Source organism: Bacillota bacterium, assembly GCA_013177945.1.
GTDB lineage: Bacteria > Bacillota > DSM-12270 > Thermacetogeniales > Thermacetogeniaceae > Ch130.
This window is the reverse complement of sequence record JABLXW010000002.1, coordinates 44,917-69,874: the sequence shown is the minus strand read 5'-3', so window position 1 is coordinate 69,874 and position 24,958 is coordinate 44,917. Positions and strand designations below refer to the sequence as shown.

At 55.0% G+C, this 24,958-nt stretch carries 21 protein-coding genes; 4 read left to right on the top strand and 17 right to left on the bottom strand.

The features are described from left to right. Positions 1–251: 251 nt before the first annotated feature. On the top strand, positions 252–3,317 hold the full coding sequence (locus HPY58_02135) for an N-6 DNA methylase (GenBank protein ID NPV28455.1): 3,066 nt from the start codon (positions 252–254) through the stop codon (positions 3,315–3,317). Between the two features lie 465 nt (positions 3,318–3,782). Continuing rightward, the gene (locus HPY58_02130) at positions 3,783–4,421 is read left to right on the top strand and encodes a hypothetical protein (protein ID NPV28454.1); all 639 of its coding nucleotides are present in this window, start codon (positions 3,783–3,785) and stop codon (positions 4,419–4,421) included. Positions 4,422–4,431: 10 nt separating this feature from the next. On the opposite strand, the gene HPY58_02125 is transcribed toward HPY58_02130, so the two are convergent. From HPY58_02125 to HPY58_02065, 13 genes are all read right to left on the bottom strand, one after another. Continuing rightward, positions 4,432–5,451, bottom strand: coding sequence for an AI-2E family transporter (locus HPY58_02125; GenBank protein NPV28453.1), 1,020 nt, complete (start codon positions 5,449–5,451; stop codon positions 4,432–4,434). 39 nt (positions 5,452–5,490) lie between these two features. Then, a complete protein-coding gene (locus tag HPY58_02120) occupies positions 5,491–5,679 on the bottom strand; it encodes a hypothetical protein (GenBank protein NPV28452.1) in 189 nt (62 codons plus the stop codon). Positions 5,680–5,857: 178 nt separating this feature from the next. Beyond that, positions 5,858–6,382, bottom strand: a complete 525-nt coding sequence (locus HPY58_02115) for a hypothetical protein (protein NPV28451.1) — start codon at positions 6,380–6,382, stop codon at positions 5,858–5,860. 73 nt (positions 6,383–6,455) lie between these two features. Next, on the bottom strand, positions 6,456–7,559 hold the full coding sequence (gene mnmA, locus HPY58_02110) for a tRNA 2-thiouridine(34) synthase MnmA (protein ID NPV28450.1): 1,104 nt from the start codon (positions 7,557–7,559) through the stop codon (positions 6,456–6,458). Positions 7,560–7,594: 35 nt separating this feature from the next. Continuing rightward, positions 7,595–8,755 (bottom strand): cysteine desulfurase NifS, encoded by a 1,161-nt coding sequence (gene nifS / locus HPY58_02105; GenBank protein ID NPV28449.1) that lies wholly within the window; start codon positions 8,753–8,755, stop codon positions 7,595–7,597. Positions 8,756–8,772: 17 nt separating this feature from the next. Next, positions 8,773–10,125, bottom strand: coding sequence for a replication-associated recombination protein A (locus HPY58_02100; GenBank protein NPV28448.1), 1,353 nt, complete (start codon positions 10,123–10,125; stop codon positions 8,773–8,775). Positions 10,126–10,214: 89 nt separating this feature from the next. Continuing rightward, positions 10,215–10,544, bottom strand: coding sequence for a thioredoxin (trxA, locus tag HPY58_02095; GenBank protein NPV28447.1), 330 nt, complete (start codon positions 10,542–10,544; stop codon positions 10,215–10,217). Positions 10,545–10,839: 295 nt separating this feature from the next. Beyond that, positions 10,840–12,555 (bottom strand): sigma 54-interacting transcriptional regulator, encoded by a 1,716-nt coding sequence (locus HPY58_02090; GenBank protein ID NPV28446.1) that lies wholly within the window; start codon positions 12,553–12,555, stop codon positions 10,840–10,842. Positions 12,556–12,612: 57 nt separating this feature from the next. Then, the gene (locus HPY58_02085; protein NPV28445.1) at positions 12,613–13,308 is read right to left on the bottom strand and encodes a hypothetical protein; all 696 of its coding nucleotides are present in this window, start codon (positions 13,306–13,308) and stop codon (positions 12,613–12,615) included. Positions 13,309–13,319: 11 nt separating this feature from the next. Beyond that, the gene (locus HPY58_02080) at positions 13,320–14,948 is read right to left on the bottom strand and encodes an NTP transferase domain-containing protein (GenBank protein ID NPV28444.1); all 1,629 of its coding nucleotides are present in this window, start codon (positions 14,946–14,948) and stop codon (positions 13,320–13,322) included. 33 nt (positions 14,949–14,981) lie between these two features. Continuing rightward, positions 14,982–18,086 carry a DUF1957 domain-containing protein gene (locus tag HPY58_02075; GenBank protein ID NPV28443.1) on the bottom strand — a complete coding sequence of 1,035 codons (3,105 nt, stop codon included), beginning with the start codon at positions 18,084–18,086 and terminating at the stop codon, positions 14,982–14,984. 295 nt (positions 18,087–18,381) lie between these two features. Further along, on the bottom strand, positions 18,382–18,573 hold the full coding sequence (locus tag HPY58_02070) for a hypothetical protein (GenBank protein NPV28442.1): 192 nt from the start codon (positions 18,571–18,573) through the stop codon (positions 18,382–18,384). Between the two features lie 343 nt (positions 18,574–18,916). Next, positions 18,917–19,144: a helix-turn-helix domain-containing protein gene (locus HPY58_02065; protein NPV28441.1), complete on the bottom strand. Its 228-nt coding sequence runs from the start codon at positions 19,142–19,144 to the stop codon at positions 18,917–18,919. A 226-nt stretch (positions 19,145–19,370) separates the two neighbouring features. Here HPY58_02065 and HPY58_02060 point away from each other — a divergent pair, with 226 nt between their 5' ends. Together HPY58_02060 and HPY58_02055 are read left to right on the top strand one after the other, a co-directional pair. Next, entirely contained in the window at positions 19,371–20,633 is a 1,263-nt protein-coding gene (locus HPY58_02060; GenBank protein ID NPV28440.1) for a magnesium chelatase, read from the top strand. A 14-nt stretch (positions 20,634–20,647) separates the two neighbouring features. Further along, positions 20,648–22,378 carry a VWA domain-containing protein gene (locus HPY58_02055; protein NPV28439.1) on the top strand — a complete coding sequence of 577 codons (1,731 nt, stop codon included), beginning with the start codon at positions 20,648–20,650 and terminating at the stop codon, positions 22,376–22,378. Here the strand turns inward: HPY58_02055 and HPY58_02050 are convergent. From HPY58_02050 to HPY58_02035, 4 genes are read right to left on the bottom strand one after another with little or no spacing between them, the layout of a single operon-like run. After that, complete coding sequence (locus HPY58_02050; GenBank protein NPV28438.1) at positions 22,369–22,638, bottom strand: ferrous iron transport protein A; 270 nt, start codon at positions 22,636–22,638, stop codon at positions 22,369–22,371. The two genes, HPY58_02055 and HPY58_02050, sit on opposite strands and share 10 nt — an antisense overlap. Then, positions 22,623–22,823: a hypothetical protein gene (locus tag HPY58_02045; protein NPV28437.1), complete on the bottom strand. Its 201-nt coding sequence runs from the start codon at positions 22,821–22,823 to the stop codon at positions 22,623–22,625. Before HPY58_02045 ends, HPY58_02050 begins: the two co-directional genes overlap by 16 nt. Next, positions 22,820–24,268, bottom strand: a complete 1,449-nt coding sequence (locus HPY58_02040; GenBank protein ID NPV28436.1) for a ferrous iron transporter B — start codon at positions 24,266–24,268, stop codon at positions 22,820–22,822. The genes HPY58_02045 and HPY58_02040 overlap by 4 nt, the downstream gene beginning before the upstream one ends. Continuing rightward, entirely contained in the window at positions 24,268–24,738 is a 471-nt protein-coding gene (locus HPY58_02035) for an iron transporter (protein ID NPV28435.1), read from the bottom strand. The genes HPY58_02040 and HPY58_02035 overlap by 1 nt, the downstream gene beginning before the upstream one ends. Positions 24,739–24,958 lie beyond the last annotated feature (220 nt).

The following is a 24,958-nucleotide window of genomic DNA, read 5'->3' as shown; positions in this document are numbered from 1 at the left end:
CGCCTGCCCACGGGGCAGAAGCGGTACAGGATGGAGAACGTAGAGGCGCTGCCGGGAAAGTGTACATCCCAGAAGAAATCCGTTTAGGCATCAACAGGCTAACAGAATGTTGTGGCCCCAAGGGGCTAGCGCACGGAGGAGTGCGAGGGGGAAAAACGGTTATAGACATGGATAGAGAATTGCTTATTCATGCACGGGAGATCGTAGCCGAGGTTACTATAGCTACTGCTGGGACCCCAAATGAAACCAGTTTGCGTCATGAGTTAGAAAAGATTCTTGAGCGCCACTGCCGTGCTTTAGGAATCCCATGGGTTCCATTCCAATTGGATCGAACCATTAGTTCAAGTGGCGGAAATGGTATTCGCTTTGTAGATGTAGCTCATGGTGCTGTGATCATCGAATATGAAGCGCCCGGCAAATTTAAAGGGCACGAGGGGATTCAGCTCCAGTATGCCCGGGGTCAAGCGGAGGATTATGGACTTCGATTGCATCGCGAGGAAGGCCGCTCTCTCTCCGAGTATGTACTGGTTGTTTGGGATGGCAACCACATTAGCTTTGGGCACTTCGAAGGTACGGAACCCAACACGGAACCCAAGTGGGATCCTCTTACGCCGTTTAACATAGATGCAGCATTGCGACTTTTATTATACCTTAAAGAAAACGGGGCTCCGCTGGTACATCCCAAACTCTTGTCTCAACTAGTCGGTCCAGAATCCAATGTTGGTTCCCAACTTATTCCTCTGTTCTTTCAGGTTATACGTCAGGCTAAATCTCTGCCTGGAGTTAAGACCAATAAAACCAAATTGTTATTTTTGGAATGGCGCAGATTATTCGGCCAGGTCGTAGGTATCCAGTCGGATCGCGTTAAGGAACTGCTTCGACGTCAGAGTGAGGCCCATGGCCAACCTTACGCTGATGACCCAGCGGCGTACCTCTTCGCATTGAACACATACATTGCGTTAGTGGCAAAGCTGGTGGCGGCTCTATCGCTACCAAACGGCTCTGAAGATCTCACCGATCCGACTACCTCAGTAGCTGATAAAATTGAAGCTCTGGAATCCGGGCGGCTTTTCAGTGATGCAGGTGTTTCCAATATGCTTATTGGGGATTTTTTCTCATGGTACCGAGACGATCCGAATTGGAGCGCTTTCGTTCCATCTATTCAAGCCTTAATTGTTAGTTTGAGTGCCATTAACTTTGATGTCACGCAAAAAGATCCTAACACGACCAGGGACTTGTTTAAAGGTATGTATCAAACTTTCGTGCCCAAGGCGCTTCGGCATGCTCTTGGTGAGTATTATACACCGGATTGGTTGGCAGCGCACGCTCTAGATGTTATCGGCTGGAACCCAGAGGATAGCCTTCTAGATCCTACCTGCGGTTCTGGGACGTTTATTTTAGAAGCTCTGCGTCGTAGGTTAGTTGCGAACGACGACTCCTTCAAGGACGCACACAAAGCTTTATCAGGACTTTACGGCATTGATCTAAATCCACTTGCAGTACTGGCAGCTCGTGCCTCTTTGGTCGTATTTCTGTCTCCGTATTTAGATCCCAGTAGGCCACTTCGGTTACCTATTTTTTTGGCTGATGCCATTAATACCGCCTCTGCTTCGGGCTCCATATTTGAACACAGCTTGCAAACTGAGTTGGGTGTTATCTCATTTACCATTCCACGTGTATTGGTGGAGCATGAGCATTTCTATGATGTAATGATGAGGATTCGGGAGTTAGTGGAGGCACAGTACAGAGCCGATGATATATATGCGGCTGTGAACTCTGAATTCGATCTAAGCTACCTGTCAGTCGATGAGCATTCCTCTCTGAGGGAGACCATCACGACACTAGTAAAGCTACACAACCTCGGTTGGGATGAGATCTGGACCGCAGCTTTGGCAGATCGTTTCGCAGCAGCAGCCGTACCACCGGTCAAATTCATTGCGGGTAATCCACCATGGGTGAAGTGGAGTCACTTACCACCTGAATACGCGGCCTTTATCAAAAAACGATGCGTTGAGTTAGGAGTTTTCAGCCAAGATGTTTGGGTCGGTGGAATTGAATCGGACATCTCGACAGTCATTACGTACGAGGCCATTGATAAATGGCTGGCCCCTGGTGGCAAGATGGCGTTTTTTATCACGGGTACGGTATTCACCAACGAATCCAGCCAGGGTTTCCGCAGGTTTCATCTAAAGCACCGTTGCCTAAGGGCAAAAGTCTTACTTGTAGACGACTTCGACGCGATTTCCCCATTTGAAGGGGTAACCAATCATCCAACCTTGCTTGTCTTGGAGCGTGATCAAGAAACCGAATATCCGGTGCCATACCGCGTGTGGAAGCCACCCATGGTCAACGGTAAGGTAGTACGAACTTTTGGTGATGTAGATGAATTCCGCAAAAACGCATCTTGCGACGAGCTACTAGCCGCACCAGTACCCGGTACAGACGCTGGCCCCTGGCTGAAAGGCATAAAGGAAGAGCACGAAATTTGGAAGAAGTTGTTTGGTCCAGGGACACCGCACTATAAGGCACGTAAAGGCGTAACCACTGATCGCAACGGCATTTTCTTCGTAAGGGTGTTAGAAGCTGACCCTAGCGGCAAGAGATGCAAAGTGCGCAACAATCCCGGTATTGGTAGAGGTTCTGGGATTCCAACGTATACAACATTTGTCGAAACAGAGCATGTTTTCCCTCTGCTGCGTGGTCGTGGCGTGAAGGCATTTTCTGCAGTACCTGATTCCGATTACAGCATCCTGCTTCCTCAACGGGGAATGCATGGTGATCCAGACCTTCCTACCAAAGCTCCTGGTGCGTACCGTTTTCTTAGGCGGTTTAAAAAGATACTGGAACAACGATCGAGTTACCGGCGATTCCAGCAAGGACAACCATATTGGTCGGTTTGGAGTACAGGCCCCTACACGTTCAGCGAATATAAGGTGCTTTGGAAAGAAATGTCCAGCGGACGGTTTGCCGCTGCATATATCGGAAAGTACAATGACCCACTTTTAGGAGAAAAAGTCGTTATTCCTGATCATAAACTTTACTTCGTGCCAGTCGAAACTGAAGATGAGGCCGCATATCTTACCGCAATCCTAAACTCGCCCACTATTTCGCGAGCTATCTCCGCTTACGCAGCGCAATTGAGCCTTGGGGTTAGCGTGGTCGAGTATCTAAAAATCCCTGCCTTCGATTGTTCGAACCGTATACACCGCGTCCTGGCACGGCTAGCAAAGAGGAACACTAGACGTGGTGGCAACCCTACAGAAACTGACATAAAAAGGATAGACCGCCTGACACGCAAGTTGTTTGGTCTGAGTTAAAAAACTGCGGGCCTACCTGGCAAGACGGAAAGGAGGCTGAGCCCGATGAGTAACTTGGCTCGACAAAGACTTATTGCCTTGGTCACCTTTCTGGTCTTTACCCTGGGCTGTTCGCGGGCTGCTCGGGCAGCGGGCCGTCCCAAACCGCACCACTAGAAGGGCAAGGCGGTCCAGGAGCACAGTGCCGCCTAACGTCAAGTACGCGGACCGTCTTCGTGAAGTTCCAGCAGGAAGCCAGGAAGAAGGAAAAGGGTCGGTGTTAGAGCGTCCAGGTGTCGCCCATGAGCTTTAAGATTGTGTCAATGAAACCAAAGATTCCGCCGGAATCCCTGTCCAGCAAGGGTTCTAAAAACCGTGAGGCCGCTTTGATTAATGTAAAATTTCGGTAGATATAAGTGTTAGAAGGGAAAGAGGGAATCTGTCAGAGGACTGCGAATTTTCAGAAGAGCAGGTGGTGGGGAGAAGATGTCTCAGCAGATTCTGGGAACCGCCGAGGACAGGGTTTTGCTGGCAAGCGACAGCCGCGTCATGGCCTGGGAAGAATCCGGCGCCGTTGCACGCGGCCAGGTCCGGAAGCTTTACCAGCTGGGATCCCACGCTTTCATCTGCTCTGCCGGTCTTGCCGTAGGGGTTGATCTTTCGCAGGCGCTCCAGCGGGAGATCCGGGCTGCAGGAGTCACCGATTTTATGGAGATTAAGGTGATGGCGCGGGAGTTTCTGAACCGGGAATACCGGCGTTTTCTTCTGGAAAATTCCCGCTGGTTTCAAGAAAATCCCGAGGCGCCGCGCCTTCTCTACTTCACCCTTGCAGGCTATTCGGAGCGTCTCAAAAAATGCCTGGCCTGCGTCCTCGAAAGCAAAGATCTGGCGCTCCCTTTTACAGAAATCGACATCGGACCTGTCCTTACGATGCCGCGCGTCCTGAAGGTTGAGGCAAGATTCGCACACCTCTGGTCGGATCCCTCGCAACCCCTAGAAGATCTTGCCCATTTCTGCCTGCAGGCCCTCGAAAAAATCGCCTCGCGGGACGAGCGGGTGGGTGCACCCTTCCAGGTGGCAGCGGTTACGGCCCGGGGCGTGGAGTTTTTTGCTGACTTTTCCTGAGCCCCTTTCCCTAGACCACCCTGGACCAGATAAACCTCAAAACCACCCGCAGCAGACCTGCCAGCGGCACGCCAAAGATCAAGCCAAAGGGGCCGAACAGATAACCGCCCGCCAGCAGGATAAAAACGATCACAAGGGGATGCAGCCCCACCCGGTCCCCTAACAAACGGGGAACAAGGATGCTTCCCTCTAACTGCTGTACGAACAAAAAAACCCCCAACATTAAAACCCCTTTTAACCGGCTCTCGGCAAGGGCCAGCCCCAGCACAGGAACCGCAGCAAGAACCGGCCCGAACACCGGAACCAAATCGGCCACCGCAGTGAAGATCCCAATTAAAATCGAAAAACGAAGCCCGATTAAAGCCGCACCCAGCCCGGTTAAAAAGCCAACAATCAGGGAAATCAGCAGGTGGCCGCGCAGGAACCTGCTGAAGATCAGATCTGCTTCTCTCAGGAGATAAACAACGTCGCTCCGGCAGCCGGGCGGAAGCATCGCCAGGGCGCGCTTCTTCAGCAGTTCGGAATCCTTGAGAAAGTAATAGGCAAGGAAGGGAGCAAGCAGAAAACCGGGAAGCAGGGAAACAAGCGCCAGCATTCCTTCCGTAAAATCTCGCATAGCCTGGATAATCCCATTTCTGATGCGGCCCGAAGTTTCTCTCAGGACCTGGCGTGCCTCCCCGGGTAGAAGCACCTGTTCGGATAAGCGATTGAGGTAACTCTGAATCTCAAGAAAGGCTTCTGCATAAACCGGGATGATCTTTCCAAAAGCCTTGACTTCCCTGGAAAGAGCCGGAAGAAAAAGAGTCAAAAAAAGGCCCGCGAGGATCAGTCCCGCGGCGTAGACGGTAAGGATTGCTTTTACCCGGTTAACTCCCCTTGCTTCAAGGCTGCGCACAAGAGGGTAAATGATATAAGCAAGAAATAAGGCAATTCCAAACGGAACAAAAAGAAACCGGAGACGATAAAAAAGGACTCCTCCAGCCAGTCCTGCTGCCCCCAGGAATGCGATCCGAACGAGCCGCCGCTGCAATCAATTTGCCTCCCTAGTTTCCCAGATAAATCCTCTCTCCTAGCGGCGCAGCATATCCATCATACCCCGTGAGATGCCCCGGAATACTTTCTTCGCCCGGTTTCCGACCTCACCTGATCTGGCCATTAGCTTCCGGTTCGGTTTCCTGCGGGAGGTAAACATCAAGCTCAAAATCGCCCCCATCAAGCCACCTGTGAGCAAACCGCTGAAATAGCCCCGCCTTGCCACCTCTTCACCCCCTTTTCAGCGCAAAAATTTTGATCAAAGACGTTTTTCGGCCGAAATGTCCAAAGCCAAAAGGCTTCCATCCTCACTTATTTCAAAAACCTCACCCTGCCCCTGGGTATTGAACTCCACGAAACAGGACCAGCAGTAGTACTGATCGGCTCCTACCTTTCCTGTCTGGTTACTCCTGCAAATGGGACACTGCATTGCTTTCCCTCCTCGGCTCCGGGGCCTCTAGTCCTGGAACATCTTTAATAATAACCGCCTCTTCCCCCCAGGTGGCAACGGCATCCCAGGGAATGGTGCTTCTCCCGGAAATCAAATCATCAACAAGACCGGCGGAAATTTCGTAGCCCGCAAGCTCTCCTCCAGTCATGGTGAACACCACGTCTTCCATTGTACCCAGGTTTTCCCCTCGCGCGGTGATCACCGGTATGCCTGCTACCTGGGTTACCCTCAGGCCGGTCTCTGGATCTGCCTCCCCCTCCGGTGCCTCCCCCGCAACGATAACTGCATCCCTGCCGATATTGACCACATCCTGGTAACGTATCAGGCGCGGCCGGGATAACACTCCTCCCTCATTAAGGATGATGCCGGTTATCTTTCGTGTTTCGGGGCACCAGACAAGATCGCCAACATGCCCGATTTCTTTTCCCGTAGCAAGGTTAACCACCGGCAGCCCTATGATCTCCCGGCCCTTGCGCAACTACCCCATCTCCTTCAAACCTTGGCCTCGCTTTTTTATTATTACCGCAGTTTCAGAAAAAAATGCGCCTCTGTCAAAAAGAGGCGCGTGCAATGACTCCGCCGCCAAGCACCAAATCCCCTTCGTAGAAAACAGCAGCCTGGCCAGGTGTGACCGCTTTTTGAGGCTGGGCAAATCTCACCTCAACCGTACCGTTCTTTCCGGGAGATATTACTGCCGGAACAGGCGGCGATGTATAACGGATCTTTACCTCCGCCTCCCGGGGCGCCTCCAGGCTCTCGATGGCAATAAAATTCGCATCCTCCGCAACCAAACCAGATGCCTTCAAATCTTCCTTTCTCCCGACAATCAGGGCGTTGCGGGGAAAGTCGATTTCCACAACATAGGCAGGATAGCCCAGGGCAAGACCCAGGCCGCGCCGCTGCCCGATGGTATAAAAGGCAAGCCCCTCATGGTAACCCACAAGGTTTCCTTTCAGATCGTAAATGGGCCCCGGCTTAATCCCCGGAACCCGTTCCTTTAAAAAGCGGCGGTAGTCACCATCCGGAACAAAACAGATTTCCTGGCTTTCCTTTTTCGCGGCAACCGGGAGACCGGAAGAGCCGGCAATGCGGCGAACCTCCTCCTTCGTGCACGTCCCCAGGGGAAAGAGAAGGTGAGGCATTTGATCCTGCTCCAGCATGTACAGGACGTAGCTCTGGTCCTTTCTGGGGTCCAGCCCCCGGCGCAAAATCCAGCGCCCCCTCTCTGAACTGTACTCAATCCGGGCGTAGTGACCGGTGGCGAGAAAGTCGGCACCGAGGGCGCGCACGCGGCCCAGCAGGGCCTTGAATTTGATCTCCCGGTTGCAGGCCAGGCAGGGGTTTGGGGTACGGCCGCTGAGGTACTCCCGGCAAAAATAATCTATTACTTTTTTTTCAAAGATATCCGCAAAATTCCAGACATAGTGAGGAATTTCCAGAATCGCCGCCACTCTCCGGGCGTCTTCAACTGCTGCCAGGGAACAGCAACCCCCGTATTCGGGGTCCTCCCCGGCCGGCCAGATCTGCATCGTGATCCCGATCACGCGGTACCCCTTTTGTTTAAGCAAAAAAGCGGCTACCGAACTGTCGACACCTCCGCTCATCGCGACAAAAACCGTTTTCTGCACCGGTTTCCGCCCCCCGCACCTCTTCATTTTCGCGCAAGCCTTTCCGGCCGCTCCGGGCCTCTCTAGTTCCGGCCAAGTGGGGACAGCGTCCGGAGCTTCGCTACGACATCCGGAAGTACCTCAAGCACATAGTCAATATCCTCCTCGGTATTTGCAAGACCTGCGGTCATCCGCAGCGAGCCGCGGGCGAGTTCGGGGGGAAGCCCGATTGCCGTCAACACGTGGGACGCCTGGAGCGCTCCAGCACTGCAGGCAGAACCGGTGGACGCGGCGATTCCCTTTAGATCCAAACTTAAGAGGAGGGACTCCCCTTCCACCCCGGCGAAGCTGAAATTGACATTATTGGGCAAACGCCGGGTGGGGTGGCCGTTCAGCCTGACGTCAGGAACCCGCTTTTGGATTCCCTGAATCAATTTATCCCGGAGTTTTTGAACCCTCGCACTCGTTGCGGAAAGCTCGCGCCCGGCAATTTCCGCGGCTTTCCCAAAACCGACGATCCCCGGCAGATTTTCCGTTCCCGGCCGCCTTTTTCGTTCCTGGCCGCCCCCGTGGAAAAGGGGGGTCAGGCGGATTCGCTTCCTGATGTAGAGGGCCCCCGCCCCTTTTGGCCCGTACATCTTGTGGGCCGCCATTGAGAGGAGATCCACCTTTAAATTTTCCACATTAACCGGAAGGTGGCCTGCCGTCTGGACGGCATCGGTGTGAAAAATTACCTCCTTTTCCCGGGCAATCTCTCCGATTTCCTCAATCGGCTCGATGGTTCCGATCTCGTTGTTGGCGTGCATAATCGAAATTAAAATTGTTTCCCTCCGGATTGCTCTGGCAACATCATCAGGACTCACGACCCCATTCTGGTCAACCGGGAGGAAGGTAACCTCGAACCCGTTCTGGGCAAGGAACTTGCAGGTATCGAGCACCGCGTGGTGTTCAATGGCCGACGTGATGATGTGGTTGCCCCGGCGCTGGTTGGCATAAACGGTCCCCAAAATTGCAAGGTTGTCAGCCTCCGTTCCTCCGCTTGTAAAAATAATCTCCTCGGGAACGGCGCCGATCAGTTCGGCAACCTTGCGGCGCGCCTCTTCCAGATATTGTTTCGCTTCTCTCCCAAAGGCGTGCACACTGGAGGGGTTGCCAAAAGAGGTTTCCAGAACCCGGCTCATTTCTGCTGCCACTTCGGGATGGAGCGGAGTTGTGGCCGCGTGGTCGAGGTAAACCTGCCGCACTTCGTCATCTCCCCATTTCAAGGTAAATTTTTATTTAAAGCCCATTTTTTTGACAGCTCCCGCAGCGACTCAAGCCGCGCTTTAATCACTTTTTCCTGCCCCTGCTCCGAGGGCTCATAGTAGCTCCTTGTTTTCAGGGGGTCGGGGAGGTACTGCTGGGGGACGAAGCTTCCCTGGTAGTGGTGGGGATAGAGGTATCCTTCCCCATGCCCGAGCTTTTTCGCTCCCCGGTAACTGCCATCCCGGAGGTGTTTGGGAACGGCTCCTATTTCGCCCTTTTCCAGGTCCTGGCGCGCCTTCGAAAGCGCCGCATAGACGCGGTTGCTTTTGGGGGCGCAGGCAACGTAAAGAGCGGCTTCGGCAAGAAGCAGTTCCCCCTCCGGCATCCCCACATATTCCAGACCCTGGGCCGCCGCCCCGGCAACCACAAGCGCCAGGGGATCGGCCAGCCCCACATCCTCGGCGGCGCAAATCAAGATGCGCCGCGCGATGAAACGGGGGTCCTCTCCGGCCTTCAGCATTCTCGCCAGCCAGTGGAGCACGGCATCGGGATCGGACCCCCGCATGGATTTAATAAAGGCCGAAACCACATCGTAATGCTGGTCCCCATCGCGGTCGTAAAGAACAACCTTTTTCTGGACGGCCTCGGCAACCGTTTCCCGCCCGATCAACCTGGCCCCGTCGGCCTCGGGTTTTGAAAACTTTACCGCAACTTCTAAGGCACTGAGCAGGATTCGGGCGTCTCCTTCCGCAGCCTGCACCAGGTAGTCCACCGCCTCCGGAGCAATGCGAAGCTGCATTTTCCCCAGGCCCCGCTCCTCGTCGGAAAGGGCGCGCGCCAGGATCAGTCTCAGGTGCTCGGATTCAAGAGGATAAAAGGGGAGCACTCTCATCCGGGAAAGGAGGGGCGCGTTCACGGTAAAATAAGGATTTTCTGTGGTTGCTCCGATCAGCACCAGATCTCCCCGCTCGACCGCTGAAAGGAGGACATCCTGCTGGGCTTTATTGAAGCGGTGGATTTCGTCGAGAAAAAGCACCGTTTTCTGCTGGTAAAATTTTAATCTTTCCCGGGCCTCCTGCAGCACTTTTCTGAGCTCCCCCACCCCGGCATTGCCGGCATCCAGCTGCACAAAATGGGCGCGTGTGGTCCGCGCGATAATTCCCGCCAGGCTGGTTTTGCCCGTACCGGGCGGGCCGTAAAAAATCGCCGGCGGCAGATTGTCCTCCGCCAGGGCGTGGTGGAGCAGGCGCCCGGGCGCAACCAGGTGCTCCTGGCCGACAAACTCTTCCAGGGTGCGGGGGCGCATCCGGTAGGCAAGGGGAGCCTCCTGCTCCCTGAACTTTTCCTGGGCGTAGTCAAACAGGTCCAAAAAACCACCTTCTTGGAACCGCACTTCAATCCAATGAAATAATAAAGAGGGAAATCCCTCTTTAATTTTTGACTGTTTTCGGTTCAGGTTTATGCAAGGGCCTGGCTGATCAACCGGCTTAATTCTTCTTTGGGCCGGAACCCTGTAATTCTTGTTACTTCGCTTCCGTTTCGAAACAGGATCAGGGTGGGGATGCTCATCACGCCAAAGCTGGCTGCAGTCCGGCGGTTCTCGTCTACATCCAGCTTCCCCAGCATGAGGCGACCGGAGAACTCATCGGCCAGTTCCTCCAGGACCGGCGCCAGCATCTGGCAGGGCCCGCACCAGCTTGCCCAAAAATCTACCAGCACCGGAAGCGTCGCCTTCTTGATCTCCGTTTCGAAGTTTGCATCTGTCAGGGTAACGATTTTCCCCTCCATCCAACGTGGTCCCCTTTCACCGCTTTTCGTTAACTCTTTCCCCTTCAATATAATGGGACTCGTCCAGTCTGTCAAGCCAGATTCAGCAAAACCTCCCGGTAATTACCGTTCCTCCTCGGGAGGAGAAGCAGGGGGGAAAATCTCCGGCTGATCGCCCCCGGGATGAAGGGGCAACGTCCCGGGTTGGGGTATCTCGGGTGGACTGGTTTCCGGACGGGTAATGCGATTCCTCATAACACTTCTCACCTCATTTTTAGTTTACTATTCCCCCGTCCTCCCTCTCTTATGTAGGGGGCTAAATGAGATTGAATCTCTTCAGTTTTTCGTAAAAACTGGAGCGGGGAACGCCCAGTTTACGCGCCGCCTTCACCTTGTTTCCGTTTGCCGCGGAAAGAGCCTGCCTGATCATCTCCTTTTCTACCTCTTCGATCACCTGCGCAAGGGTCTTGTCGGAGTTCAGGTGCCAGCGCAGCCAGGCTTGATTCCGGATCACTTCGGGAAGGTCCTCCGGGCCGATGACTTCGCCATCCACCCGGTTGAACAGCTGCTCAACCACGTTTTCGAGTTCCCGCACATTTCCGGGCCAGCTGTAGCTGGTGAGCAGCCGCAGCGCCTCCGGAGAAAGAGATTTTTTTCGGTGGTAACGCGCCTCGAGCTTTTCGAAGAAACAATTCACAAGCAGGGGGATGTCCTCCGCCCGCGCCCGCAGGGGTGGAAGCCGGATCGGCAAAACATTCAACCGAAAATAGAGGTCCTCCCGGAAGAGCTTCTTCGCCACCATTTCCTGGAGATCCTTGTTGGTTGCCGCGATCACCCTGGTGTTCACGCGGTAGTAGCTGGCGCCCCCGATCTTCTCGATCTGCCCATCTTCAAGGAAGCGAAGCAGCTTCGCCTGCAACACCGGGGAAAGGTCGCCGATCTCGTCAAGGAAGAGGGTGCCTCCCGCAGCAAGTTCAATTTTTCCCGGCTTGCCCCCCTTCCGCGCCCCTGTGAATGCCCCTTCTTCGTAGCCGAAAAGTTCTGACTCCAGGAGGTTGTCCGGAATGGTGGCGCAATTCACCGGAACGAAGGGCCCCCGTCCGTAGCGGCTGGCGTGGTGAATTGCCTGGGCAAACAACTCTTTCCCCGTCCCGCTCTCCCCCATGAGCAGGACGGGAGCATCGGTCCCGGCCGCCTTCTGCGCGAGAACCACAGCCTCGCGAAAGAGCGGAGCATTTCCCACAATGCTCGCAAAGGTGTAACGCGCCTGGTAATGGCTCATCACCTGAGCACGGTAGAAGTTCACCTCGTCCTCCAGGACGCGCAGTTTCTCAAGCATTGCCTTAGTGACCCGGTCGTCAGGGAAGAGCAGCTGGCTGAAACCCCCGTTCAGCTGTCCGTTGCTGAAGATCGGGCCCTCATTCAGAAAATACTTTTTGTTCTTAAAGGAAATCATCCGGCCGGCCCCGCGCTTCCTGGAGGCCAGAATCTCTTTCAAATCGGAAAAGACAAGCACCTCTTCGACCGGTTTTCCAAGCGCATCGGCCTGGCTGATCCCCAGTATCTCAGCATACGCCTGGTTGATTTCCAGAATTATGCCCTGAGGATTGACAATTGCAATGCCGCCGGGGATGTTTTCGAAAAAGGCGTAGGAGGCCCTCAAATTGGCCTGGAGTTCCGCCTTTTCTTTCCCCTTGGCCAGGGCATTCCTTACCGTTGTCAGCAGTTCTTCAGGCGTGAAAGGCTTCATTAAAAATTCCTGCGCCCCTAACCTCAGAGACTTCAAGGCGGTATCAAGTGAGGCGTAACCGGTCATAATTACGGCCGGCAACTCGCAAACTTCCCGCACACGGCGCAGCAGTTCAAAGCCGTTAAGCTCCCGCATCTTAATGTCCGTGATCAGCCCCGTAAAGGGTTCCTCATGGATAAGATTCACCGCCTCGTGTGGGGATGTCGTGCACCTTACCTCATAACCTGCATCGGACAAAACCCTGGCACAGAGGTCGAGAATCAGGGGCTCATCATCAACCACCAGGAGTCTTTCCTTTGGGGAACTCAGAAGCAGCCACCTCCAGCTTTTTTAAAATTATCATGTGATTTCATCCTTATTAACCGGAAGCCGGATGAGAAAACTCGTCCCTTTCCCCGCCTCGCTGAAAAATTCCAGTCTGCCGCGGTGGCGGCTTATTACCTCGCGGCTGATCGTCAGGCCCAGGCCGGATTCGGCGCCCCCCTCTTTTGCCGTAAAAAAGGGGTGAAAGACTTCAATTTCCAGGTTGGTCTCCTTGAAGCGCGTCACCACCGTCACCATGCCCCGGCCGGGGACTGCCTCCACGGCGTGATTCAAAAGGTAGAGAAAAACATTCTTCATCTGGACCGCATTGACAGCGATTTCAGGCAGGTCCTGGCAGTATTCCTCTTTAAACTCGACTTCCTTTTGATTTATTTGCTTCCGCAGCTCCTCAACGGTTTTTCGGAGCAGCTCATTAAGGTCAACAGTCTGCAGGTCACCCCAGGCCTGTTCCACAAACGATAAGAACTCCCAGACCACAGCGCGGGCACGCAGGGCCTCCTGGCAAATTAAATCCAGTTCCTGGCGCTGCAGGCAGCAAGGATTGCAGGTCCGGAGGAGCAAGGTGGCGTAACCCAGGATGCTCGTCAAAGGGTTGTTTATCTCGTGGGCCAGATAGCCAAAGAGCTCTCTGAGCAGGGAAAGCAACCGCTCATCCTGCCAGCAGGAAACCCATGCCTTCCAGGTCTCCTCATGCACCAGCTTCCCCTCCATTTTCCGCAGATCTATAAAGCCTTGAGCCTGCCTTCCCCTGCCCCGGTTTTTTCGCAGGCCTCCTTCAGGTAAGGCAGGTAGGTAAACCGACCCAGCTGCGAGACGTTTACCCGCCGGAATTCGCCCTGCCAGGTTAATTCTTCGATTCTCATGAGGTCGGTCTCTTCAAGGTCCCCTCCCCGCGCGTTGAGGAAGGAGACCAGAACCTCTTCGGTGAAATGATCAGGATGTGCCAGGTACACCCCGCCAGCGGCCCCCGTCACTTTAATTCCGTAGCGGATTACGGGAAAAGTAACGGTTCCGAGTTCGATTACATTGATGCCGGCACAGAGGAGGCTTGCCGCAATCACCCGCTTGACGAGCTGGCTCAAAGGGTGACCGTCGCTTGCCAGAACAGCGCTCCCTCCGGAGGGAAGGAAGGTGCCGTAAGCGCCTCCGAACCTTGCAGCAAGATCCACATTTGCAGGCAGGGCAAGGGCCTTTCCTTCTCCCCTCCGCTGGATTAGTTTCCACTTGCCAGCAAGAGCGTAATCGATGATCTGACCTGCTCCGACGACAGTTCCCGGCCAGATTTTCACGCCCGGCTTCAAAATGCTGTTAGGGCCCAGCCGGGCGCTGCTTCCCGCCACCGCGTTTTCGAAGACGGCCGCCTTTGACCTGACCCTGACATGATCGCACAGAATTGCGCCCCGGATCTCCACCTCTTCGTCGAGATAGGTATGGTGCCAGAGGATGCTGTACTTAACCGAGGCGCCGGCCTGAACAACGGAATAATCTCCCAGGACGACGCCGGGGCCCAGCCTGGTATCTGCACCCAGATAACAGTTATTTCCAATCAGCAGGGGGGGTGTTAACTGCGCCCGGGGGTGGATATCTACATTGGAACCGATCCAGAGGCCGGGCTCGCGGGCAGGGTAAGGAACGGGCAGATTAACCCGGCCCGCCAGAAAATCAAAGTTGGTCTGACGGTACTGCTGCAGGTCTCCGATGTCGCACCAGTAACCGGAGGCAATAAACCCGTACAGGGGCCTTTTCTCCTTGAGCAGAAAGGGAAAGAGATCGCGGCTGAAATCAAAAGGAATCCCGGCGGGGATGTAGTCCAAAACCTCCGGCTCCAGAATGTAGATCCCTGTGTTCACCGTATCGCTGAAAACCTCGCCCCACCCCGGCTTCTCTACAAACTTCAGGATCCTCCCGCTTTCTTCCGTAATCACCAGCCCGTACTCCAGGGGATTGTTTGTTCTGGTCAAAACAATGGTGGCCAGTGCCCCTGTTTTTTTATGAAAAGCCAGGGCTTCCCTGAGATCCAGATCCGTCAGGGCATCCCCGCTGATGACGAGAAAGGTTTCATCCAGGAAGGAGGCGGCATTCTTTACGCCCCCGGCAGTGCCAAGGGGAGTGCCCTCCTTAAAGTAGCTGAAATGCACCCCGAAGCCGGAACCGTCTCCAAAGTAGCAGGTAATTGCCTCCGGCAGATACTGAAGGGTTACGGCAATTTCTTTAATCCCGGAACTTTTCAAAAGAGAGACCAGATACTCCATTACCGGCAGATTCAAAACAGGAACCAGAGGCTTGGGGCGCCCGCAGGTAAGCGGCCGCAGACGTGTCCCTGCCCCCCCGGCCATGATTACCGCCTTCACATCAATCCTCCTTGTATTAATCTCAAACAACCATCAGGCACTTTCCATGCCCGCGGCTCTGGCGGGTTCCCTCGCATTGCCTTTTCTGAAAAGACGCGCCCAGGGATTCAGCCGTGCCTCATTCCGAATCCGCTGGTAAACTGCTGCCGTTTTCCGGGCAATCCCGGGCCACCGGAATTCTCCTGCCCGCCGGAGTCCCCTCAGGGCCACGGCACGCGCCCCCTCCTCGTTGCCCAGAACCTGCCTGATGGTTTCGGCAAGCACCCTCGCATCCCCGGGGGGAACCTTCCACCCATCCACCCCGTGGGTCACAATTTCCCGCAAGCCCCCCACATCTGAAACAATCACCGGCACCCCGGCAGCCATCGCCTCGAGGGCAACAATCCCGAAGGGCTCATAAAAGCTTGGGAAAACCGCAACGGCAGCCTCCCGGTAGAAGCCGTCCCTTAAGCGGTCCTCAAGAAACCCGGTAAATACCACATGTTCTTCCAGGCCCAGCTCCCTTGCCTGCTGCCTGAGGTCCTCCTCGTAAGGCCCCTGGCCGGCGATGATAAATTTCGTTCCGGGAAAGCAGGAAACAACCAGGGGTACGGCTTCCAGAAGGGTCTGGACCCCCTTTTCCGGAACGAGACGACCTATGTAAAAGATGATCTTCTCCCCCTGGGGGGCGTACCTTGCCCGCAGCTCCTGACGCAGGGCAGGCCCCGGGGGTGGAGGAATTTCCTCAATCCCGTTGGGAATTACATCGATTTTATCCCGGGGCACCTGAAACAGATGCTCGATTTCCTCCTGCATGTACTGACTGCAGCAAATCACCCGCCACGCTTCAAAGGTCAGCTCCCACTCCAGCTGGTGGATCCTCTCCTGCAAGGGAGTGAAGATCCCGCGGTTCCGCCCGTGCTCTGTGGCATGAATTGTTGCAAGGAGAGGAAGGTGGTAAACCTGTTTCAAAGCCACAGCAGCATAGGCCACCAGCCAGTCATGGGCGTGAATCAAATCGATTTCCGCGTGGTCCTGGATTAACTTCCCTGCATAGGCGGCAAGGGCAGCATTAAACTGAAACACCCAGTCCAGAAGGTCTCCTCCCTGAACGCAGGGGAACTTCAGGCGGTGGATCGTGAGAGTTCCCTGCCGCTCCAGTTCCGGTTTCCCCGGCACCCAGGGGGTAAGGACGTGCAGAGGGTAACCGAGGGCCGCCAGGGCGCGGCTCAATCCGTCCACATGGCGGCCCAGTCCCCCGACGGTCCGGGGAGGATATTCCCAGCTCAACATCAATACAGCACCGGGCTTGCTTGAGGGCTGCCTCCTGGCCCGGGGCAGCGTCTGCCCGCCGTAAACCCTGTAATCCAGGTGCGGGAAAATCGGATCCAGCCTCTCAAGCCTGGCTAAAAAATCTTCATCCAAACAATTATTCTTCAACTGCTGGTAAAGAACCTGAAAGCGCCCCAGGTGATCCTGCAGGCGCCGCTTCGCATAGCCGACTGCAGTCCGGGTGTGCATGATGAAGGGCCAGTCGCTGCTCTGGGCGAGGAGCAACTCCCGCGCCGCCTGATTTAAGGCGCGGCGCCGCACTCCGGCGGCGCCGGGATAGCTTCTTGCCAGCTCAACCATGCAGTTTTCTGCCCTGTGGAGATGGCGGTAGATCCAGTCGTTGGCGGGGCTCAACCAGACTTCATGGTAGCCGTGCAGGCCCCAGCTGCACTGAGGAATTTCCCCCCGCTCAAGCTCCGGCGTCTCCTTCAAATAGTCCCCGGGAGTACATAGCGAAAAGACCTGCTGCAGCGAAACACGGCTGAGAAACTCCTCCAGCCAGAGCGGCCCCTCGAACCACCAGTGCCCGAAGAGTTCGGCATCATAAGGAGCCACAACGATCGGTTTTACGGGGGCCATCTTTTCTTTCAAGTACTCAATCTGCTTCTCCCGGTTAAAGAGAAAGTTCCCCGCATGGACGCATGCCCTTTCCCGCGCCCGTTCAGGATCGTAAACCTCTTTTTCCATCCCCTCCCCTGTGATCCGGTAATACTTGAAGCCAGTATCCACCCGGACCCCATCTGTATTCAGGTAAGGTGCAAGGTATGAATAATCAAGATCGTAGCCGATATCCCGGTAAAATTCCCGGTAGTTATAATCCCCTGGATAGCCTTCGCGGGCACTCCAGACCTGCCGGGAAGATTCCGGGTCCCGCCCGAAAGCGGCAACTCCGGCAGGGGTCAGCAGCGGCGCATAGGGGCCGTGGGCAGGACGGGGGGATGCATTTAAAATACCGTGCGTTTCGGTAAAAAAGTACTTGATGCCGTATTCCGCCAAAATCCTGTCAAGACCCGGCAAATAGCCGCACTCGGGCAGCCAAAAACCATCGGGAGTGAAACCGAAGTGCTGCGCGAAAAGTTCGAGGGCAACGGCAATCTGGGCCCTTCTCCCCTCCTCCGTTGCCATAAGGGGGAGGTAACCATGGGTCGCGGCAGAAGTAATCAGCTCCAAACAACCCTCCTCAACCAGGCAACGAAAAGCGTTAAGAACATTACAGTTCCATTCCTCGCGGTAGAACCTTCGGATCTTTTCCAGGCGCTCCACATAAAACTCGGCCAGGCGCCGAAACTCCGCGCAGTCCCGGTTTCTTTCGATCTCCCGGCATCCCAGGGCCAGGGAGAGATCCAGATACTTCAAATAGCGCTCCTGCAGGAGGGGATCCACCAGCATGGAAATCAAGGGGGGTGAAAGAGAAACGGTGAGCCGGAAGGTGATCCCCCTTTTTACCAGGCCGAAAAAAGTCTGGAGAAGCGGAAGATAGCTTTCTGTTAAAGCTTCCCAAAGCCACCTTTCTTCCAAACTGGCAGGGTGTTCAGGATGGCGGACGTAGGGAAGGTGCGCATGCAAAACGAAGGCCAGGTATCCCAAGTCTAACTCCTTTCTGCCCCGGAACCGGGCAAATCTCCTGCTTTCTCGTAACCAAAAAACCGAACTTCCTCCATCCCGTCGCAGGAAACCAGCGCCGGCCGCTTCTTTGCAGCCCGGTCCTGGACCCAGGGCGTATGGACGCGATTTGACTGGAGAATCCGGTAAAAACGCCCCTCCGGCCCCCGCACCGCCAGACAAAGACAGTAGTCGCGATCGGGCAGCAGGTTGTGAAGATACCATTGCTGGGCTTGAGAGCTTACGGAAAAATCTCCAACGTGAAAGAGTTCCTCCTCCTGTCCCCCTGCTTCAAAAAGCTGCAAAAACAAAGGGACGTCTTCCCAGTCGCATCCCAGGTGCCTGGAAACCACATAGCGCAGGCCCGGCGCAAGATCCCAATAAACAAAGAGACAGTAGGGATCCCGCACCATCAACATCATCCTGTTCTCCCCATAACTCTGGGGCAACTCAAAATGGTCGAGTGAGTGTTCCAAGAAATTCCCTTCCTTCCAGTTCCCACCAATCTCCCGAATTCAAACTACAACCGGCTGTAAATATACCACCCCGCGCGCCTTTGCCTGAAAAAAGCCTCAAGGTTTTCGATCAGGAGAGCCAGCTTCCGGGATACAGCCTCCGCTTCTCTGGAAACGACGCCGGATTCCAGGTACCGCAAAGAATCTATCTTTTCCTGGAGAACCTTAAGCTCGCGGAGTAAATCTGCAGCACCCACCGCAATCCCCTCCTTTTGGTGCTCACCCCCTTCTCTTTGCAATAAACATGCCTGTTGAAACCGATAAAATTTAACCGGTAATCCGGGCAAAACCGGGCCTCTCTCGAAATAGTTTTCATTTTCAGTGTACCATTTCTGGATACTCCTTTCAAAGATGGTAAAGCTTTTTATTTTCCCCTCAAAAACACAGAAATGTTCAATTTTCGAACATTTCCGCAGGTTGGACAGGCCAGAACAAAAAAATCCGGTCTTCCTGCGACCGGATCTCACTTACCTCCGCCTTTTCTCTTTTCCTCATTGACCTCGGGAACATGCCCAATGCGCAAGATTCTGTTTCACCGGGTCAGTCCTGACCCATAATCGAATCAATCCCAAACCTTTCAAAACGATTTCGCAAAAGATGGATCGTCCGGGGAGAAACCCCGAATTCCGCTGCCATCTCGCTATCGGTCGCTCCTTTTTTGAGAAAGGCGAGAAAGGCATCAAAATCGACCCCGACCTCTTCCGCCACGGCCTCCAAACTCGGCTGCCGGCCCCAGGGGGGTCCGCGAAAACCCTGATCCTTTTCCATGCCCTGTCCACCTCCTGGAAGTAGTTTCTCCCCTCCTGGATCTTCTTATGTCACACAACTACAACTATTACCCTTCAAGTACTTGTAATTTTGCGATGTTTTCCAACCTTTCCTTTGAAACTGAAGGAATTTTTTATTTAATGTCGAAGGTGCATAGGTTGAGAGTCTAAAAGGATCCTTGTTAAAATGATTCTCAAGTATCCGGAGCGAAAGGAAGGAGCATGAAATGAAAACCTACCTTCAACTGACGCGGCACAACGGCAACACAGCCCTATTTTTAGCAGTGGAAATGTCGCTCATCTCTACCCTAAGGGGAGAACCGCTGCACATTCATGCCGAGGGGCTGAGGGGAACGGGAAAAACCACGATCATGCGAACTGTAAAACAAATTCTCCCCATGATCACCAGGATTAAGGGTTGCCTTTACAACTGCGATCCCAACCGCCCGCACTGCCCCGAGCACAAGGACCTGCCACCGGAGGAAATCAGGTCCCTGGGCACGGAACAAATACCGATGCCTTTTCTGGAAATCTCCCATTCGGCGAAAATCGGAACGGTTGCCGGGAGCATCGATCTGGGGAAACTCACAAACCCCTCCAAACCGGAGGCGGCGCTTCTTCCCGGGATCATCCCCCAGGCGCACCGGGGCATCATCTTCGTAGATGAAATCAACCGCCTTGCCGACACCTCCCCGGAAATCACCGACGTCCTGCTTGATGTCATGGGAACAAAGCCGGGCCGCGTCCAGATCGAAGAAACAGGTCTTCCTGTTGTAGAAGTTCCGGTGCTGGTCTCCGTCTGGGCTGCCTCCAACCCCGACGAAGAGCCGGGGCCTCTTGCCGAAATCAGAAGGCAGCTGTCGGACCGCTTCGATCTGGTGATCCCCATCGGAAGACCCTCCACCCCTGAAGAGGTAATGGACATTCTGGCCACCAATGAAGCCATCCGGGGCGCCGACCGGGAACTCTCTCAACAGGAAAAAAAGCACCTGGAAAAGATCCAGAAGGACCTTGAAAGCATTGCCCTTCAGAGTGAACTCACAATGCCTGAGTACCTGATCAGTTTTCTGGCCAACATCTACATCAATTTCAACATCGAAAGCCTCAGGGCGCTTGAGGCCATCCGGCAGGCGGCCCTCCTCCACTGCGCCCTGAGAAGGCGGAACCAGGTGATGATCAGCGACATTATGGCCGTTCTCCCCCTCGCCCTCCACCACCGGGTAAGTCCGGCGACGCTTACAGAAATCATGAACACCATAAACAGCCGGATGGCCGGGAGCGAAAAAAAGACGGCGCCCGCCGGAAACAGCAGCACCGGTAACAACACCCGCTTCACGCAGTTTTTTAACAGAAATCAGGGAAAACAGCCGGATTCTGATGAACTGCAGCGGGGTCAAAGTTCAACCTCCGAGGCGGCCCCACCCCAGAAAGCCCGCCAGCTTCGGGATCTGCTTGGAAAAGGTCTGATTAAAAAAGAGTCTGATTTCTGATAAGGGGAAGCTGGATGTCCCATCAACCTCCTCTTCTGGAAAAACTGACACCTCAGCAGCTGAACGCTTTAGGAGCACAAATTGCTGCAAATTTAAAAAAGAAGCAGGGATTCAGGCTCGGGGAATCCACGGTTATCAGCAATTACGACCACCGCCCCAACCCCCACGACCCGGGCGAAATCCGGATTCTTGTAAACCGCGACGCGGGCCAGGTGCTGGCCCGGCTCCCGGAGCCGGATCAGGCGGTTCATGTTGATGTTTTTCATGAACCCGCCTGCATCCAAATTCGACCGCTTTCCCTCGAGCTGGCCCGCACCCTGCGGGCCTACCTGGCCTTCCGCGGAGGCCAAGCAAGCTCCCTGGCGGATGCCCAGATCCAGCTGTACGCGGAGAGAATTTACCTTGAAACCGGGGCGGGAGCAGGAAATCTCCTGGAATTGCTGGCCCTCCCGGAGGAGCCCCTCCCCCGCCGGGGAAAGGTTCGGAATCACGTGCACCTTTTGCTCAAAAGCCTCTCCCCGGAGGACATCACCCTCATCCCCTGCCTCGTAGATACCATTGAAGTAGAACTCACCCGCCAGGGGGTTGAAATCAGGAAGGTAGAAAACATTCTGCACGTGGAGAAAAAGGACCGGCAGCCGCCGCGTTACTTCCTCGGGCTCGAACCGGGGCAGCACAGGCTCTGGCACCTTGCAACCACCCTTTCCACAATTTTAAGCAGTCCGGAGGACGCGGTCGAATTCTTGCGCGCTTTTCAGCCGGGGCTCTTCCGCCGGAAGGAGTCCTTTGCCAGCCTCCGCAACAAGCATGGGAGTTTGCGGGAATTAATCATCGCTCTGGCAGAGGCCGGTCTGATCAAGAGGGGATGGTTTGCGGATACCTTAACCAGGGAGGGAAAAGAGCTGCTGGAGTTCATCCTCCAGCACCAAAAGGAACTGGAATCTCAATTAAGAAAAATCCTCAGATCTGTGCCTGTTCCGCGCGGCCGCTACCAGACAGTCCGAAACTTTCATTTTAAAAGCAGGCAGAAACAATATACCTACATCAGCAAAACAACCACCCACATGAAAGACACCTGGTTGGGCAGCATCGCCGTACCAGAAACCCTGATCCAGGCGGCAAAGAACAAACTGCTCCAACGGCGCCAGACCTTTACCGTTGCCAGGGAGGACATCAAGGTCCACGAACAGGAGGTGTCAAAACCGGTTGACATCTGCCTGGTCATTGACGGAAGTGCAAGCATGGCGGGGCCGAAAATGAAAGCGGTCTGGCACCTTGCGGAGCACCTTCTGCTCACGACGCGGGATAAGGTGGCGGTGGTTGTTTTTCAGCAGCGGCAGGCGCGGGTGGTTGTTCCCTTTACGAGAAACTACACACGCCTGAAGCTGGGCCTCCGCTCGATCCATCCCCAGGGAATGACACCGCTCGCCGACGGGCTGGTCGAGGCCCTCAGGCTGGTTAAAAACCGCCATGTGCGCAACCCTCTGCTTGTCCTGATTACCGACGGCATCCCCACATTTGGAAAATGGACCCTCAACCCCCAGCAGGATGCCCTGAAAGCGGCCCAAATGCTTCCGGAGGCGCGGGCCAAATTGATCTGTATTGGTGTGGCACCGAACCGGGAATTTTTAGAGGAACTTGCCCGCCAGGCGCGGGGCAATGTTTATATTGTGGAAAACCTGGAGGACCAGGCTACCCTGATCGAGATCGTCCTGAAAGAGAAAAAATCCCACGCTCAGCTGTAGAGGTCACGGGGGCTCCGGGAAACCCAGACCGCCCGGGCGAGGCGCCGGTCGAGGGCGATCTTCGTCCAGCCAACCTGAAGCACATAAACAGGAAAACGCTGGAGTAAAACAACCCTTGCGCCCGGCAAAATTCCCAACACCAGCAGCCTGCGAAGCTGCTGGGCATCCCGATAGTCAATCTCTACCACCCGCGCCTCCTCACCCACCGCAAGGTCGGCCAGGGAGGGAAGATCGGAGAGGCGATCTACCGGAACAGCCATTTCCAGAAACCCCCCTTTTTCTGGTTTTGCTGGCGCCAGCGGGGAAGGGCAACCTCAAAACCGCAGCGGGGGCACCTGACGCGGCCACACCATCCTGCAAAGGGGCACCCCTCGCAAACCCGCTCCCCGCCGGCCCGGGTAAACTTGAAACCGCAGCAACTGCAGACCAGCCTTTCTCCCATCACAGCCGAACCCCCAGACTAACCAGAAAGTAATGGAGGAGGAATCCTACCAGAAAGGCAAAGGGGAAAATAAACAGGGCGATGGCCAGGGCGGTTTTCCATCCCCGTTCCCTGGCCATGACTAAGAACTGGGCAATGCAAGGAACAAAAAGGGTAAGGGTTACAGCCGCTGTAACCAGCTGCACCCCGTCAAGCAAGCCAGCCTGGTAGATGTCGTAGAGGCCGGCCGCCCCGTAATCTCTCCGGAAAAAGCCGAATAAAAAGACCTGGGCCGCCTCGGGAGGAAGCCCCAGCCAGCGGACGGGAAGGCTTAAGGCGCGAATCAGGAGCGGAAAAAGGCCTGCAAGATTGCCCAGCCAGATCAGGACACTCACGAAAATGAACATTGGGAGCACCTCAAGAAAATACCACTGCAGGCGCGTCCAGGTTTTTCTCAGAACATTTCCCAGCTGCGGCCACCGCAAAGGAGGAAGCTCCATGTAAAAGCTGGGCTCCTCGCCCGGCAATATTTTTGCCGCCAGATAGCCCACAAGCAGGAAAGCGAGGAAAACCAAAACGGCCCACAGGAGCAAGGCGTGGGGTCGCCCGGCCAAAATCGCCAGGATTACTCCGAGTTGGGCGGAACAGGGAACCGCCAGGGCCAGCAAAAGTGTAGAGATGACCCGTTCCCGGACCGTCTCCAAAGTCCGCGTGACAATGGTGGCCATGGTGTCACAGCCAAAACCCAGGACCATGGGAATAACCGCGCGACCGGTGAGACCGAGCGGTTTGAAAATGCGGTCCACCAGCAGGGCGAGCCGGGGGAGATAACCGCTGTCCTCAATGAAGGCAAAGAAAAAGAAGAAGGTGGATACAATGGGCAGGATGAGGGCAATGGCGTAACGCAGCCCCAGGGTGATGACTCCGTAATCCTGGGCAAGCAAAGCGCGGAGTTCCGGCCAGGGGATAAAGGCAACAACGAGGCTGTCAACCCAGGGATTGATGTGCTGTTCAAAAACCGTTCCTTCGAGAAATCCGACCAGCGTACCCGCACCGAACTGGCCCACGAATTTATAAAGGCCGAAATAGAGCACAACCAGGAGAACGGGAACCCCCGTCCAGGCGTTAATTAAAAATTTGTTCAACCATTCCTGCCGATCCTGCTGCTTTCCGGCAGCGACATGAAAGGAGCGCCTTGCAAGCTCTTCTGCCCGGTTCTGAAGCGCCAGGGCCAGGTGGTAACTTAAAGGGCACGTATATTGAGCTTGCGTTTCGGCCACAATGCCCTTGATCTTTTCGGCTGCCTCCTCCTGTTTCTCCACCAACCAGGCAATCTCAGGATCTCCCTGCAAAAGCAGGAGGGCAACCGACCTCTTTGACAGGTGGTAACGCCCTTTAAGTAAAGGAATGATGCGCTGAAGCGCGCCCTCAACGGCTTCATCATAGAGGGCAAGGACCCGGGCAGCCACTAAACCACCCTCTCTCTTAAGCCATGTTTTGCAATGTATTCGGCGATTCTCCTGCGGAGCAGCTCGATCCCCTGCCCCCTGCCAGCTGCAGTAGCCACAACAGGGACACCCAGATCTTCTTCAAGTTGGGCGAAATCGATTTTGATTCCCAGCGCTTCAGCTTCATCGATCATGTTAATTACAAGCATTACCGGCAGTTCTGCCTCCAGCAGCTGGAGGGTCAGGGGAAGCATTCTTTCCAGGTTTTTGGCATCGATTACATGAATGATCACTTCGGGGTGTTCGGCAAATAAAAGGGCACGTGTTACCCGCTCCTCCCCGGTTACCGGAAGGAGGGAGTACATCCCCGGGGTGTCAATGACTTCGAAGGTCTCCCCTCCAAAAGTGCCGCGCCCCCGGAAGATCTCCACCGTTGTGCCCGGGTAATTCGAAATTGTCACGTAGGCTCCGGTGAGACGGTGGAAAAGCATGCTTTTCCCGACGTTGGGAGCGCCGACTAAAACAATTTTTTTAGTGCCGTGCTCTTCTCTTCCGTGTTTCCGCTTTCTCCAGCGCCACCGCCAACCTCCCCGCCTCTGGCACGAGCGCTCCCGGCAGCATTCCATTCCGGTCTTCACCCTCTTTTTCCCAAGCCAATTGAGAACGTTTATCAATCACAACCGAAAAAAAAGAATATATTTTTCGCACTTT

What these genes read in the sequence shown, in the direction of transcription:
- HPY58_02130 (NPV28454.1), top strand. Translation starts at nt 3,783, where the DNA reads ATGTCTCAGCAGATTCTGGGAACCGCCGAGGACAGGGTTTTGCTGGCA.
- mnmA (NPV28450.1), bottom strand. Translation starts at nt 7,559, where the DNA reads ATGAAGAGGTGCGGGGGGCGGAAACCGGTGCAGAAAACGGTTTTTGTC.
- trxA (NPV28447.1), bottom strand. Translation starts at nt 10,544, where the DNA reads ATGGAGGGGAAAATCGTTACCCTGACAGATGCAAACTTCGAAACGGAG.
- HPY58_02085 (NPV28445.1), bottom strand. Translation starts at nt 13,308, where the DNA reads ATGGAGGGGAAGCTGGTGCATGAGGAGACCTGGAAGGCATGGGTTTCC.
- HPY58_02075 (NPV28443.1), bottom strand. Translation starts at nt 18,086, where the DNA reads ATGGTATCTTCACAACCTGCTGCCCGATCGCGACTACTGTCTTTGTCT.
- HPY58_02065 (NPV28441.1), bottom strand. Translation starts at nt 19,144, where the DNA reads ATGGAAAAGGATCAGGGTTTTCGCGGACCCCCCTGGGGCCGGCAGCCG.
- HPY58_02060 (NPV28440.1), top strand. Translation starts at nt 19,371, where the DNA reads ATGAAAACCTACCTTCAACTGACGCGGCACAACGGCAACACAGCCCTA.
- HPY58_02055 (NPV28439.1), top strand. Translation starts at nt 20,648, where the DNA reads ATGTCCCATCAACCTCCTCTTCTGGAAAAACTGACACCTCAGCAGCTG.
- HPY58_02050 (NPV28438.1), bottom strand. Translation starts at nt 22,638, where the DNA reads ATGGCTGTTCCGGTAGATCGCCTCTCCGATCTTCCCTCCCTGGCCGAC.
- HPY58_02035 (NPV28435.1), bottom strand. Translation starts at nt 24,738, where the DNA reads ATGCTTTTCCACCGTCTCACCGGAGCCTACGTGACAATTTCGAATTAC.